Below are 15,006 nucleotides of genomic sequence, written 5' to 3'. Positions count from 1 at the left end.
AAAAACCGGGCGGTGCAGCACACCAACCCGGTTTTATTTAGCCTTTAGCGATAAGCATTTAGCACTGAGCTTTTAAACTAATCACTCAACACTAAGCACTCAGCACTAAGCACTAAGCACTTACAACTCAGCACTACTCTTTTACCACATCAATAAAGTACTTCACTTCGCCGTCTACCGCTTCGCGCACTAAGCCGTGCACGTCGGTTTCAAAGCCGGGGAAGGCGCTGTTAAAGGCGCGGGTAAACTGCAGGTAGTTAATAATGGTTTTGTTAAAGCGCTCGCCCGGTACCATCAGCGGAATGCCTGGTGGATAGGGCGTAACCAGCATGGCGGTTACCCGGCCTTCAATCTCGTCAATCGAGACCCGCTCAATTTCGCGGTGTGCCATCTTGGCCCAGGCATCGGCCGGCGTCATCGCCGTTTCAATGGTCGATAAGTACATTTCAGTGGTCACTTTGGCCACGTCAGACTTACGGTACATATTGTGAATTTGCTGGCATAAATCGCGCAGGCCAACTTTTTCATAGCGCGGCTGCTTTTTGGCAAACTCTGGCATAACGCGCCACATTGGCAGGTTTTGGTCGTAGTCGTCTTTAAACTGCTGCAGCTCGGTCACCATAGAGTTCCAGCGGCCTTTGGTAATGCCGATGGTAAACATGATAAAGAACGAGTACAGACCGGTTTTTTCAATAATAATACCGTGCTCGGCCAGATACTTACTAACAATAGCCGCTGGTATGCCCTGCTCGTCAAACTGACCGTGCAGGTTTAAGCCCGGTGTGATAATGGTGGCTTTAATTGGGTCGAGAATATTAAAGCCAGATTCTATCGCGCCAAAACCGTGCCAGCTGTCTTTGGCATGCAGCGTCCAGTTATCGCGTGTGCCTAACCCCTCGTCTGGCAGCTCATCCGGGCCCCATACTTTAAACCACCAGTCGTCGTCGCCAAACTCAGCATCCACCTTGCGCATGGCGCGGCGAAAATCAATCGCTTCCATTAAGCTTTCTTCTACCAGTGCAGTGCCGCCTGGCGGCTCCATCATAGCTGCAGCCACGTCACAGCTGGCAATAATGGCATACTGCGGGCTGGTCGAGCTGTGCATCAGATACGACTCGTTAAAGCGGTGCGTGTCCAGGCTGCGGTTTTGCGCGTTTTGCACCAGAATTTGCGACGCCTGTGATAAACCCGCCAGCAGTTTGTGGGTAGATTGGGTGGCAAATACTACTGTGTCTTCTGAGCGCGGCCGATCTTTACCTATGGCGTGCATATTGTGGTAAAAGTCATGGAAGCTGGCATGCGGCAGCCAGGCTTCGTCAAAATGCAGGGTATCGATAGTCGAGCCCAGCTCTTGCTTAATTTCTTCTACGTTATACAAGATACCGTCGTAGGTACTTTGCGTAATAGTCAGAATGCGCGGCTTTTTATTCTTCGCATTACGGGCAAAGGGGTTGGCCTCAATCTTTTTCGCAATCGCCGCAGGTGAAAACTCGCTTTTCGGGATCGGGCCGATAATGCCGTAATGGTTGCGCGTCGGCATTAAAAACACCGGTATGGCGCCGGTCATTATAATGGAGTGCAAAATCGATTTATGGCAGTTACGGTCTACCACCACGATATCGCCCGGTGCCACCACCGAGTGCCATACCATCTTGTTCGAGGTAGAGGTGCCGTTGGTAACAAAGAACAAATGGTCGCAGTTAAAAATGCGCGCCGCGTTGGCTTCGCTTTCCGCTACCGGGCCGGTGTGATCCAACAGCTGGCCCAGCTCGTCTACCGCATTACACACATCGGCACGCAACATGTTTTCGCCAAAGAACTGGTGAAACATCTGGCCAACCGGGCTTTTTAAAAAGGCGACGCCACCGGAGTGGCCCGGGCAGTGCCAGGAATAGGAGCCGTCAGAGGCGTAATCCATTAAGGCGTTAAAAAACGGTGGCGCTAACGCATCGAGGTATTTTTTCGCCTCACGGATAATATGCTTGGCGACAAACTCAGGCGTGTCTTCAAACATATGGATAAAGCCGTGCAGCTCGCGAAGTATGTCGTTCGGCACATGACGGGTGGTGCGGGTTTCACCGTATAAAAAAATCGGAATGTCAGCATTGCGTTTACGCACTTCTTTGACGAAGTTACGCAGCTCGGCCAGCGCCTTATCTACCTCAGCGGCACTGCCACTGCCAAATTCTTCATCGTCTATAGATAAAATAAAGCACGAAGCACGGCTGGCTTGCTGGGCAAAGGCACTTAAATCGACATAGCTGGTGTAGCCCACCACTTCAAAGCCGTGGCTGCTAATGGCCTGGGCCAGATCGCGAATACCTGAGCCGGAGATATTCTCCGAGCGGAAGTCTTCGTCAATCACAATAACCGGGAAGCGAAAATTCATAACGGTATCCTTATTGCTCCAGTTTTTTGCGCGCTTTCATCAGGCGCTCACGCTTGTATTTCTGCAGCGGCGTTTCAGTGTTCTTTTTCGTTGGCGCAAAGGGGTTGTCGCCTTCGCGGAATTCGATGCGAATAGGCGTACCCATCATTTGCAACGATTTACGGAAGTAGTTCATCAGGTAGCGCTTGTACGAGTCTGGCAAATCGTTTACCTGATTACCGTGTATTACCAGCAGCGGCGGGTTGTAGCCACCAGCATGGGCGTACTTCAGCTTTCCCCGCCGGCCGTTAACCAATGGCGGTTGATGATCTTCCTGCGCCATTTTCATAATACGGGTTAGCAGCGCAGTGCTGTGGCGTTTAGTAGCACTATCAAAGGCCTCTTCAACCGACTCAAACAGGTTACCCACACCAGAGCCATGTAAGGCCGAAATAAAGTGCAAACGGGCAAAGTCGATAAAGCCCAAACGGCGGTCAAGCTCGCGTTTTACTTCTTCTTTAATAGTGTCGTTTAAGCCATCCCATTTATTCACCGCAATAACCAGTGAACGGCCGGCATTAAGCACAAAGCCTAAAATGCTTAAATCCTGATCAGAAATACCCAACCGGGCGTCCAGCACTAAAATGACCACGTTGGCATCTTCAATCGCCTGCAGTGTTTTTACTACCGAGAACTTCTCGACCATGTCATCAATTTTGCCACGCCGGCGCACACCCGCCGTGTCAATAAGGGTGTAATCACGGCCGCCGCGCTGCATCGGAATGTAAATGGCATCGCGGGTGGTGCCGGGCATATCAAATACCACTACCCGCTCTTCGCCTAAAATACGGTTGGTCAGCGTAGACTTACCGACGTTAGGCCGGCCGACAATGGCCAGCTTAATATGTTCGTTGCGCAGCCTTGCTGCTTCGGCCGCCGCTTCTTCTTCGGTCAGGGTTTCCAGCGCCGGGCCGTCTTCATCATCGAATTCGCCACTGAGTGCTTGCTGTTGTTCACTGCTTAACAGTGGCACCAAAGCGCGGTTTAACAGCGCTGACACGCCACGGCCGTGCGCTGCTGCTATTGGGTATACTTCGCCCAGGCCCAGGCTGTAAAAGTCGGCAATGGCAGTGTCAGCGTCCAAACCGTCGGTTTTATTTGCCACCAGAAACACTTGTTTTTCTACTTTACGGATATGGGCCGCTATCGCCTCATCGCCGACAGTCACGCCAACCCGGGCGTCGAGCATAAACAGCACCACATCGGCTTCGTCTATCGCCTTGAGTGACTGCTCGGCCATTTCCACTTCAATGCCCTGTTCATTGCCGTCAATACCGCCGGTATCCACCACAATAAACTCCAGGCCTTCATATTTTACCGTGCCGTATTTGCGATCACGGGTCAGGCCCGGAAAATCAGCTACCAGCGCATCACGGCTGCGCGTTAAGCGGTTAAACAGTGTCGACTTACCGACATTGGCTCGCCCTACCAGGGCAACGACAGGCAACATTAGGTGCACCTCAAAAATAACAAAACAGGCCCACTACAGGCCTGTTCAAAAAACTTGCACCGCCGGGGCGGATTAAGGCGTTTGTAATAAGACTAGCTCACCGTTGCGGCTTTGCACCAGTAACACGTCGCCGTTACTGACTGCTTCGGTGTAAAAACCTGAACTGTCCATACTCTGGCGGGCGACGAAATCGCCGTTGTCGCGGTTTAACCAGTGCAGGTTGCCCTTGTTATCACCTACCACCAGGTAGTTTTTGTATACGGTAGGCCCGGTCAGGTAATGTTTGTTTAAACCAAACTGTGACCAGCGCTCGGTACCGGCGCGGCTATCCATCGCGTAAATACGGCCTTGTGAATCAACCAGATACAAGGTATCACCCTGAATGGCCATATTACGGAAGCTGGCGTAATCCCGCTTCCAGATCTGCCGGCCGCTGCGTAGCTCCTGCGCCACTAAAGCGCCGTTATAGCTAATGCTGTAGACGATGCCCCCCTGTACTATCGGCTTGGCGTCTACGTCAACCAAACGCGACAGATCTGTACTGCCCATTGGCACGGCCACCTGCTCTTCCCAGGCCTGATAGCCGCGTTCAGCAATTAATACGCCAATATGGCCACTGCCCGAGCCGTAAATCACACCACCCGCTTCGATCACCGGCTCGCTAACACCCCGTAAGGTCAGGGCGGGCTGTTCGCTTTCAAATTTCCAGCGCTGCTCGCCGCTATCCGGGTGCAAGGCCACCAGGGTGCCGGCACCCGTGGCGACCACCACCAGACCATCGCCGGTTGCCGGGCTGGCTAATACTTCGCCGGGTACTTCTACCCGCCAAACCAGCTCGCCGTCGGTGCTTAACGCCACCACATCACCGTTCTCGGTGCCAAAATACAGTTTATCAAAGCCAAAGGCTAAACCGCCGGAGATACGGGCATTATCGCCCGACCACACTGCGCCGATACTTTGCCACAGTGAGCTGCCGGCCGGTTTGCGTAAATCAAATTGCCATTTACGCTTACCTGAGGCCAGATCAAAGGCTGCCACCAGGCCTTCGCGGCTGGCGGCATACACGGTGTCTTTAACAATAATCGGTGTCAGGCTGGACTCATAATGTTCAACACCAGAGCCAATGCTGCGGCTCCACACTTTATCCGGGTCGATAATATTGGTCACCGGCGGTAACACCAGCTTTTCTTTACTGGAGCAGCCCGCCAGTACCAGGGCCGCCAGTAATAATGCTTGTTTAAGCTGTAATTTCACGCTTACCTCGTTATGCTGCAGTGACGTGCGCCAGCTCATCCAGTTTAATCTGTAACAACTGCGTGTTCTGACCGGCGCTGCTTAGCGCTTGCTGATAGGCAGTTTTAGCTTCGGCTAAACGCTCTGCCTGTACCAGCACATCGCCTTTAAGCTCGGCTTGCATAGCAGCAAAACTCTCTGGCACCGGCTTAGCTAAGGTCGCTAAGGCTGCATCCAGTTGGCCCTGCTCACGCTGCAGCCGCGCTAAGCGCAGCTGCGTTACCGCCAACAGCTCCGGCTGCTTGGTATTAGCCAGCACCCAGTTTAACTGCGCAGCGGCCTTATCAAACTGCTGCAGGGCTACGGCATCCTTGGCTGCCAACAATGCCGCCAGCACGGCATAATTATCGGCTTTGCTGCCGTCGATAAAACCCTGCGCCTGGGCTAACCAGTCTTCACTGGCGCTAGCGTCACGCTGCTCAACCAACTGGCTGAACTTACTTGAGGCTGCCTCAGCTGCTTCACGCTGATCGGCCTGATAGAAGCGAAAACCGTACAAAGCGGCTAAACCCAGTACCGCACCGCCAAGGATGGCTTTGCCGTATTCCTGCCAAAACCGTTTTATCGCTTCAACTTGTTGCTCTTCGCTGCTGTAAATTTCCACTGCGTTACTCCGTTTCTAGCTCAGTGCGCTGTCAGCATTATGCCAGCACTGCCGCTACATCTGTGATTAGTAAAGTTTGCTGCGGCTTATCGTCACGCAACCATTTTAAGGTTATTTCGCCGCGCGCCAGCTCATCTTCGCCCAGGATCAGGCCAATGGCCGCGCCAGACTTATCTGCCCGTTTTAATTGTTTCTTTAAATTGCCGCCGCCACAGTGCGTCATAATACGTTTACCCGGCAAGGCGCTGCGCAGCTGTTCGGCAACAGTTAACGCCGCAAGTTCCGCCGCATCCCCCAATGCCATCAGGTAAATGTCGGCGGTTGCTGCTAGCTGTGGCAGTAAATTCAGGCTTTGCAGCAACAATACCAGCCGCTCCAGCCCCAGGGCAAACCCCACTGCCGGCGTTGCTTTACCGCCTAACTGCTCCACTAAACCATCATAACGGCCACCGGCACACACTGTACCCTGGGCGCCCAATTCAGTGGTTACCCACTCAAATACGGTTTTGTTGTAATAATCCAGCCCGCGTACCAGACGCGGGTTCAGGCTAAAGGCAATGCCTGCGCGGCTTAACAGCTGCTGTAAGCGGGTAAAATGGGCTTTGGATTCCTCGTCCAGATAGTCAGCCAGCTGCGGCGCTGCGGCCAGCACATCGGCCAAAGCCGGGTTTTTGCTGTCCAGCACCCGCAGCGGGTTGCTGTACATACGGCGCAGGCTGTCTTCATCCAGTAGGGCTTTATGCTGCTCCAGATAGCTGACTAATGCCTCACGATAGGCCGCGCGCGACGCGCTGGAGCCTAACGAATTCAGCTCCAGTTTCACATAAGGCGTAAGCCCCAGCTGTTGCCACAGCCGGGCTGACAGGATAATCACTTCAGCATCGATATCGGCCGAGGCCATACCAAAGGCTTCTAAACCAAACTGATGAAACTGCCGGTAGCGGCCTTTTTGCGGCCGTTCGTGGCGAAACATCGGCCCGGTGTACCACAGCCGCTGCTCCTGGTTATACAATAAGCCGTGCTCATTGCCAGCACGCACGCAGCAGGCGGTGCCTTCAGGGCGCAACGTTAAGCTATCGCCGTTGCGGTCGTTAAAGGTATACATCTCTTTTTCGACGATGTCGGTCACTTCACCAATAGAGCGCTTAAACAGCTCGGTCATTTCCACTATCGGAAAGCGGATTTCACTGTATCCATAGCTGGCAACGGTATTGCGCAGGATCTGCTCGACATACTGCCAGGCCGGTGTGTCCTGCGGCAGGCAGTCGTTCATGCCGCGAATGGCCTGAATTTGTTTCGACAAAATGAATCTTCCATCGGGTTAAATTAAAAAACTGCCGCGATTATAGGCGCAACCACGGCAAACACCAAGCCTGTTACCGGCTTAATCGACCTTACGCACCGCGATTTGCTGCGCCAGATAGCTGCGGACCTGCTGCTCTAACTGGGTAGCGATTTGCTCATTATCCAGCCGCAGCTTTTGCCGCTGGCCATTAATGTAAAAACCGCTTTTTTTGTTGGCACCGGCCACACCCAGATCCGATACCAACGCTTCGCCCGGCCCGTTCACCACACAGCCAATCACCGACACTGTTAATGGCTCGGTGACATCTTCCAGTTGCTGCTCTAACTGGTTCATGGTTTTAATTACATCAAACTCCTGCCGGGAACAGCTGGGGCAGGCAATAAAGTTAATGCCGCGTGAGCGAATGCGCAGCGACTTTAAAATATCAAAGGCGACTTTAACTTCTTCTACCGGATCGGCCGCCAGCGAAATCCGCAGCGTATCACCGATACCTTCGGCCAGCAGCATACCCAGGCCAATGGCTGATTTTACTGCACCGGCGCGGGCACCACCGGCTTCGGTAATACCTAAATGCAGCGGCTGCACAATTTGTTTGGCCAGTAAGCGATAGGCGCCAACGGCTAAAAACACATCTGAGGCTTTTACACTGACTTTAAACTGATCAAAGTTAAGCCTGTCCAGTATGTCCACATGCCGCATAGCCGATTCAACCAGCGCTTCGGGTGTCGGCTCGCGGTATTTTTCCTGAATATCCGCTTCTAAAGAGCCGCCATTAACACCGATACGAATGGGAATATTATGGTCGCGGGCGCAATCTACCACGGCACGGATGCGATCTTCGCGGCCGATATTACCCGGGTTAATCCGCAAACAATCCACGCCATATTCGGCTACTTTCAGTGCGATACGGTAATCAAAATGAATATCAGCCACCAACGGCACCGGCGACTGCTGCTTAATCAGCTTAAAGGCTTCGGCTGCTTCCATTGTTGGCACCGACACCCGCACTATGTCAGCACCGGCTTTTGCGATGGCATTAATTTGCGCCACCGTAGCAGCGACATCGGTGGTCAGGGTGTTGGTCATCGATTGTACTGCGATAGGCGCATCACCGCCTACAGGTACAGAACCTACATGAATTTGTGTGCTTTTACGGCGTTTAATCGGACTGTCTGCAAACATGCTTATTCTTGCTCGGGAAGGGTGAATTTTGCTACGCGACCGGCAGGAAAGGCTGCCATATCAACGGCTTGCTGGTTTAAATTAATAGTTACCACACTGGGATTACCCAGGGTGATGGTAAAAGGGGCGACGCCGCTTAATTGCATAATATAGCCGGCTTGCTTGGTACCAAAGGCTACCCGGCTGCCAGTGGCATCTACCACGTCAACCCAGCAGTTCTCGCTAAAACGCATTTCCAGCTGCGCCAACCCGTCCGCTACCACGGTGGAGGCTGCGGCGCTGGCCGCCTCATCGTTGACGGTCGGCATTAGCTGCTCCAGCTCACTGCTTAGCTGCTCGGGAGCAGACGCGACCAGCGTATCGGTCGCCACCGGTTCGCTCAGGTTCGGTACAGTACTGTCGACCGGATTTTCAGTAGTTAAACTGCCAGCAGCTGGCTCTGACAGTGTGGCGCCCGGGTTTGTCTGCCCGTCAGTTGCAGCTTGCTCTGCCGCATCAGTGGCCTGTGCAGGTGTCTGAGCCGCCGACTCCGTTGGCGCTGGTACTGCGGCTTGGCGGTTCATCATGCTGCCGCTTTGCCACCACCAGATAAACAGCAATACCAGCAGCAGGGCGATAATGGCGTAGGTAAGCCACATAAAACGGTTTTCGGTGGCCTGGCGTGCGGTGCGGTTAGAGAAAGTCCGCATCGGTTTAGCGTGGCTTTGTTCCAGCCCGGTATGGCGGCCAAAGGCCGCCATCAGCTCTGCTTCAGGCAGTTTTAACAAGCGGCCATAAGCGCGCACATAACCACGGGCAAAGGTTTCTAAGGTGCCGTCCAGCTGATCCTGCTCCAGCTTAGCAATAATGTCCGGGCGCAGGTTAAGCTGCAGCGCTACCTGTTGCTGGCTCAGTTTACGTTGCTCGCGGGCCGCACGCAGTAATTGGCCGGCGGTTACTTGTTCAGTCTGCTGTTGGCTCATGGCTCTACACTGGCCGGGTCAACCACCACGACTTGCTGGCCAACTTTTAACGTGCTTTGTTCAGTGAGATTATTCCACTGCATAAAGCTGCTTAGGCGCACATTGTAACGATATGAAATACCGAACATCGTCTCCCCTTCAGCCACCGTATGGTACGGCTGCTCTGGTGTAGCTTGTTCACGCGCAGGCAAAGCCGGCGCACTGACTGGCTGCTTTAGCTGCTCGTCTGACACTTCAGCTAACCAGATTTTCTGACCGGTTTTAATCACTGAATCCGGTGTCAGCTGGTTCCACTGCATTAGGCGTTGCAGACGGATATTATGCTTGACCGAAATCGCATACAGCGACTCAGACTGCTGCACGATATGAAAGGGAATATCAGTGTCAGCATTGGCCGATATAGCTGCCGGCTCAGCGGTGACTTCCGGCTGCACTGTTGTTGCAGCAACGACTGTCGCTTCAGGCGCAGCACTGGTGTCGGTGATTTCACTTTGCCGTGGTGCTGGCGGCTGTGCTGACAATTCAGCTGCTGTTTCAGCTGGCGTTTCTGCTATGGTTTCAGGCTCAGAGGTCGCTGTAGCGGATACTTCCGGTTCTGCCGGTGTTTGCGTCTGCGCAGCTGTCACCTCAGGCGTTGGCTCAACCTGCTGGGTTGCTTGCTCTGGCTGGGCTGCTTGCTCTTGCTGCGCTGCTTGTTCTTGCTGGGCTAGCTGTTCCTGTTGCGCCAGCGCTTTCTGCTGGGCGAGTTGTTCCTGCTGGGCTTGCGCCTGCTGGCGTGCGGCTTCTTCCTGCTGGGCAGCCAGCGCTTTGGCCTCAGCTAACAGCTCAGTTTCGGTTGGCAGTGCCTGCACAGCAGCTGCCTGGCTGACCACAGCGTTCGGTGCCGTTACCACCGGCAGCGCGGCCGCAGTGCTGGCTGGTGCAGTAGTACTACCCCGGCGCTTAGTCGGGCTGGCGTTAGCCGTCGCAGTGGTGTCTTCTGTTGTTTTACGTTTAACAATTTTCAGCTTCGGGTTGGCAGTTGGCTGTGCTGGCAACTCAGGTTTCGCTGCAGTCTCATCCGGTATAACAATATTGGCCATCAAACTGTCTTTGTAACGCTCACGCAGTTGCTCAAACTCGCTGTCTTGCAGCTTTTGCTGCAGCAATAGCCGCGCTTCGGGCGTATCAGTGTATAAGGTCAGCAACAACTGCTCGGCGTTACGCAGGGTTTCCTGATCGCCATTTTTATCGGCAATTAAATAGCTTAACAACACAGTGCGGGCCGATACCCGGCCCAGCCGCTGAATACGATCCAGTAGTGCCTTCGCCGCGCGGTTATCGCCCATAGCGTAAGATAAACCCGCCGACAGCGTTAACGAGGTAATACGGGTGCTGTTGTGGCTGGTAGAGTTGTCCAGATAAGTTTTGGCTTTGGTAAAATTATTTTGCTGCAGCTGACACAGTGCCAGATTTTCATAGCTTTCGGCTACGCGGATATAGCCTGGCCGGCTAATGGCTTTTAGCAGTAACTGCTCGGCCTCCTCATACCGCTCAATCTGGCATAAAAAAGCGCCGTAGTTGTTATAAGCATCAGCGTAGTTAGCGTCTTTACTGATGGCTTCACGAAAGTAATTTTCTGCCTGTTTGTTCTCACCGACCATCTGATAGTAGTAAGCCAGAGCGCTGTATACTTCGGCCGAATTGGGCGCAAAGCTGCGCGCCCGTTCAAGATTATATTTCGCTTGCGAGCTATCGCCACGGCGCAGGTAATTTAACCCCAGCGAAATACGGGTGCGGGCCGCTTCTATATTATCAAAGTTGCGACTGGCCACCGGCCGGTCGGTGCCAACATAGGTTTGTTCAGATACACAGCCGCCCAGCAGCAGTACACTGCTGATTGACAAGCCTAGTAGTACTTTCTGTTTTACCACACCGACATCCTTGATGTTATGGCAGCACTTTTACGGCAATCGCCTGCCCTTTTTGCTGCTTCTTGATTAACCGTTTGGTCCGGTCGATAACATCGCCCACCAGCTGGCCACAGGCCGCGTCGATATCATCGCCCCGGGTTTTTCGTACAATAACAGTAAAGCCGTATTCTTGTAAGACTTTGTTAAACCTGTCAATGCGCGAATTACTTGAGCGTTTGTATGGCGAGCCCGGGTAAGGGTTAAACGGGATCAGGTTAATTTTCGACGGCGTATCTTTTAATGCCTGCGCCAGTTCATGTGCCTGCTCCATGCTGTCGTTTACCCCCTCCAGCATCACGTACTCTACTGTGACCTTATCATTGGCCTTAGAGTTCGCCACATAACGTCTTGACGCAGCTAAAAATTCTTCCATTGGATATTTGCGGTTTACCGGTACCAGCTCGTTACGCAGCTCATTGTTCGGCGCATGTAATGAAATGGCCAGCGCCACGTCGATTTTTTCCCGCAGTAAATCCAGCGCCGGCACCACGCCAGAGGTGCTTAACGTTACCCGCCGCTTCGATAAACCAAAGCCAAAATCTTCCAGCATCAGCTCCATTGCCGGTACCACGTTGTTCAGGTTCAGCAGCGGTTCGCCCATCCCCATCATTACCACGTTGGTCACCGGTTTATCACCGGTATCGCCGTAACTGCCAATGAGTTGCGCTACCCGCCATACCTGACCGATAATTTCGGCCACAGTTAAATTGCGGTTAAAGCCCTGCTGCGCGGTAGAGCAGAATGAGCAGTCCAGCGCACACCCCACCTGAGACGACACGCACAGGGTACGACGGTCTTTTTCCGGGATCCACACTGTTTCAACTTCCTGACCGCCACTTAAGCCCATAACAAACTTAATGGTGCCATCACTGCTGTCCTGGCGGGTAACCACCACCGGCGCTTCGATAACACAGCGGGCTTTTAACTTTTCGCGCAATACTTTATTGATATTGCTCATCTTATCGAAATCATCGATACAGAAGTGGTAAATCCATTTCATTACCTGATCGGCACGGAAGGGTTTTTCGCCTAACTCGACAAAAAACGCCTGCATTTGCGCCCGGGTTAAATCAAGTAAATTAATTTTTTCTTGCTGCTCAGTCATTTGCAGAGCGCTCCTTACCACAATAAACAATAGCCATAAAACACTGGACCAACATGCACTAAGGGGGCTGTTGCCCCCTTAGTCCGTTACCGCAGGCGATTAACGCTTAGCGGGTACGGGCACACAGCTCAGCTTCTGTGAAGAAGTAAGCGATTTCGCGTGCGGCAGAAGCGGCAGCGTCAGAACCGTGTACGGCGTTCTCGTCGATGCTGGCGGCGTAGTCAGCACGTAAAGTACCGGCTAATGCATCTTTCGGGTTAGTCGCACCCATGATTTCACGGTTTTTACGTACCGCATCTTCACCTTCTAACACCTGCACCATTACCGGGCCAGAGGTCATGAATGACACCAGGGCGCCAAAGAATGGACGCTCTTTATGCTCAGCGTAGAAACCTTCAGCCTGTTCGCGGCTTAAGTGTAGCATTTTGGCGGCAACGATACGTAAACCGGCCGATTCAAAACGGTTGTAAATGGCACCGATTACGTTTTTAGCAACAGCATCGGGTTTGATAATAGAAAAAGTGCGCTCTAACGCCATAACAGGCTCCTGTTAATAAGATTAAGTAAACGTAAGGTTTAAAATTTTAAGGCGGCAAATTATACGCTAGTTGGCGGAAAAAACCTATTTTTTGCCGACAAAAAAGCCGCAACCTCAGGCCGCGGCTTTTGCTGGTAAAAACCGCTTAAAAGGTAGCGACTACCTTAACACTGCTATCGACACTGCCACTGCTGATATAGCCAATGGCGCTGCTATCTGCCGCTAGCGCAGCCTTTACCGCCGCATCGTCGGCCAACTCTTTCGGTGGTGTACCTTTACCGGTGAACACCAGTTTTGACCAGTAGGCTTTTAACTGTGCAGCAGAGCGGTTTAGTACTTTGCTGTCAAATTCAGCCCGCGCTGCCTGCCCCTCCGCTAAATTTAGCGGTGTGGCCTTGCTGCCATCGGCAAAACTTGAACTACGGCCTAAAAACAAACGGTTCAGATCATCAGCAGACACCGCATTAGCATTGGCCGGGTTCACCACCACGGCAATTTCAGCCTGCGCTGCACCGACCAGGCATGCTGCCGTCAATAACATAACTTTGACTAGTTGCATTTTGGACCTCCTTAAAACACCAGATCCACACCCAGCGTAACCAAGCTGGTGTCGTCATCGGTAATGTCATTATTGACGCGGGTCAGCTGCGCTTTAAAGGCGGCTGAAGGATGAAAATCATAACGCAGGCCCAGGTTCCAGGCGTCACGTTTTACTTCAAACCGCTCCACGGCTTGGGTTACGCCCAGCGCCAACTGTGCCGGGACCCCCTGCGGCAACAGTGCAATAATGTCGCGTTTGGCGTCGTTATCGCGTTTTTCATAAGATACATAAGGCGTCAGGCTATCAAAACGATGGCCAAGTGAGACGTAGTAGCCATTTTGCTCGGCAATTAAAGAATCATCCACTTCAGTACGGGTGATCTCGGCCACCGCTACCCAGTCGTTTTTATCCAGCGTTAACGCCAGCCCCAAAAAGGTACTGCTTTCTTCATTGACGTCGATAGCCCTGGCTACCGCACCTAAGCCACTGGCGGTTAATATGCCGGTTAGCGCATCGATATCCGGGTTTGACAAACTGGTGTCGCCCCTCAGGTAAGCCAGACGCGCACTGATACCATCGCGGCTTAACTCCCAGGCAGCACCCAGTACCTGATCAATTTTCGCCTGTACTGTTAGTCCGGTTACCACCGCATCACCGTCAAAACTGCCGGCAATTAATTGCAGCGAAGAGTCCAGGCTGCCCAGGGTAGTAGTATGATACAGCGAGACGCCCTCAATATTGTCAAAGTCGAGGTTATATACCGCTTCTGGCACCCGCGCCCAATCGTAGGCATAGCCGACATCTTTAAAGTCGGAGTATTTGTAAAACGGCGTGCGCAAGCGGCCGGCATTCAGCTGCAGATTGTCGCTCAGCTGGTAGCTTAAAAAGGCCCATTCAAACTCGGCATTAAAGTCTTCGCGGCCACGGCCCATCAGTTGAGCTGTGACAGACAGCTTTTCACCTAAATCAGACATCACCTGCACGGCAAATAAGCTTTCGTTTTTAAAATCGAGGTCATCATCATAGCCATACAAGGTCGCATCGTTATCCAGCGTCATGCCGGCTTTAATAGAGGCAAAGCCGTTAATGGTCAGATCGGCATGCGCCGGTGCCGCCAGTAAGGCTGCTATAGCCAAAGTAAGCGCAGTACGTTTAAACATAAAAACTCCGTCTATCGTTGTTGTTAGTGCAAGACTAGCTTAGCTATAGCTAATCTCCAGTGTTTTCAGCAGTTTTGTTGCTACAGTTCGGTATCTGGCCAAAAAAAAAACGGCCATTACAGCCGCTTTCGCCTTCACGTTGGCCTTAATGGCCTTCACTGACCAGGTTAACCGTGTATTTGGGGATTTCGACCACTAAATCTTCATCGGCGATACGGGCCTGACAGCCCAGACGCGACTCCGGCTCTAAGCCCCAGGCTTTATCCAGCATATCGTCTTCCAGCTCATCACTTTCGTTCAGTGAGTAAAAACCTTCGCGCACTATGACGTGGCAGGTGGTGCAGGCACAGGACTTTTCACAGGCATGCTCAATGGCAATACCATTACGCAGCGCCACGTCCAGTACGGTTTCGCCGGTTTTAGCTTCCAGCGCGGCGCCTTCTGGACACAGCTGCGCATGGGGTAAAAATACAATTTGTGGCATC

13 protein-coding genes are annotated in these 15,006 nt (G+C 52.8%); all 13 read right to left on the bottom strand.

The window, feature by feature from the left end; translation table 11 throughout:
• Positions 1-133: 133 nt before the first annotated feature.
• Entirely contained in the window at positions 134-2,389 is a 2,256-nt protein-coding gene (locus tag RNAN_RS03535) for an arginine/lysine/ornithine decarboxylase (RefSeq protein WP_008218819.1), read from the bottom strand.
• A gap of 10 nt (positions 2,390-2,399) precedes the next feature.
• Positions 2,400-3,878: a ribosome biogenesis GTPase Der gene (gene der, locus RNAN_RS03530; RefSeq protein WP_008218817.1), complete on the bottom strand. Its 1,479-nt coding sequence runs from the start codon at positions 3,876-3,878 to the stop codon at positions 2,400-2,402.
• Positions 3,879-3,950: 72 nt separating this feature from the next.
• The gene (gene bamB, locus RNAN_RS03525; RefSeq protein ID WP_237739882.1) at positions 3,951-5,171 is read right to left on the bottom strand and encodes an outer membrane protein assembly factor BamB; all 1,221 of its coding nucleotides are present in this window, start codon (positions 5,169-5,171) and stop codon (positions 3,951-3,953) included.
• On the bottom strand, positions 5,143-5,775 hold the full coding sequence (locus tag RNAN_RS03520; protein ID WP_008218814.1) for a YfgM family protein: 633 nt from the start codon (positions 5,773-5,775) through the stop codon (positions 5,143-5,145). Before RNAN_RS03520 ends, bamB begins: the two co-directional genes overlap by 29 nt.
• A 37-nt stretch (positions 5,776-5,812) precedes the next feature.
• On the bottom strand, positions 5,813-7,078 hold the full coding sequence (gene hisS, locus RNAN_RS03515) for a histidine--tRNA ligase (RefSeq protein WP_008218813.1): 1,266 nt from the start codon (positions 7,076-7,078) through the stop codon (positions 5,813-5,815).
• A gap of 81 nt (positions 7,079-7,159) precedes the next feature.
• A complete protein-coding gene (gene ispG / locus RNAN_RS03510; protein ID WP_008218811.1) occupies positions 7,160-8,263 on the bottom strand; it encodes a flavodoxin-dependent (E)-4-hydroxy-3-methylbut-2-enyl-diphosphate synthase in 1,104 nt (367 codons plus the stop codon).
• 2 nt (positions 8,264-8,265) lie between these two features.
• Complete coding sequence (locus RNAN_RS03505) at positions 8,266-9,225, bottom strand: RodZ domain-containing protein (protein WP_008218810.1); 960 nt, start codon at positions 9,223-9,225, stop codon at positions 8,266-8,268.
• A complete protein-coding gene (gene pilW / locus RNAN_RS03500; protein ID WP_008218808.1) occupies positions 9,222-11,138 on the bottom strand; it encodes a type IV pilus biogenesis/stability protein PilW in 1,917 nt (638 codons plus the stop codon). Before pilW ends, RNAN_RS03505 begins: the two co-directional genes overlap by 4 nt.
• 16 nt (positions 11,139-11,154) lie before the next feature.
• Positions 11,155-12,282: a dual-specificity RNA methyltransferase RlmN gene (gene rlmN / locus RNAN_RS03495; RefSeq protein ID WP_008218807.1), complete on the bottom strand. Its 1,128-nt coding sequence runs from the start codon at positions 12,280-12,282 to the stop codon at positions 11,155-11,157.
• A gap of 106 nt (positions 12,283-12,388) precedes the next feature.
• Complete coding sequence (gene ndk, locus RNAN_RS03490) at positions 12,389-12,820, bottom strand: nucleoside-diphosphate kinase (protein ID WP_008218806.1); 432 nt, start codon at positions 12,818-12,820, stop codon at positions 12,389-12,391.
• A 145-nt stretch (positions 12,821-12,965) separates the two neighbouring features.
• Positions 12,966-13,379, bottom strand: a complete 414-nt coding sequence (locus tag RNAN_RS03485) for a phosphate ABC transporter substrate-binding protein (RefSeq protein ID WP_008218804.1) — start codon at positions 13,377-13,379, stop codon at positions 12,966-12,968.
• A gap of 11 nt (positions 13,380-13,390) precedes the next feature.
• A complete protein-coding gene (locus RNAN_RS03480; protein WP_008218803.1) occupies positions 13,391-14,521 on the bottom strand; it encodes a porin in 1,131 nt (376 codons plus the stop codon).
• 145 nt (positions 14,522-14,666) lie between these two features.
• A complete protein-coding gene (gene fdx, locus RNAN_RS03475; protein WP_008218799.1) occupies positions 14,667-15,005 on the bottom strand; it encodes an ISC system 2Fe-2S type ferredoxin in 339 nt (112 codons plus the stop codon).
• Position 15,006 lies beyond the last annotated feature (1 nt).

The organism is Rheinheimera nanhaiensis E407-8 (assembly GCF_000296695.1).
GTDB classification, from domain to species: Bacteria; Pseudomonadota; Gammaproteobacteria; order Enterobacterales; family Alteromonadaceae; genus Alishewanella; species Alishewanella nanhaiensis.
The sequence above is the reverse complement of the archived record's forward strand: the minus strand, read 5'-3'. Positions and strand labels throughout refer to the sequence as shown.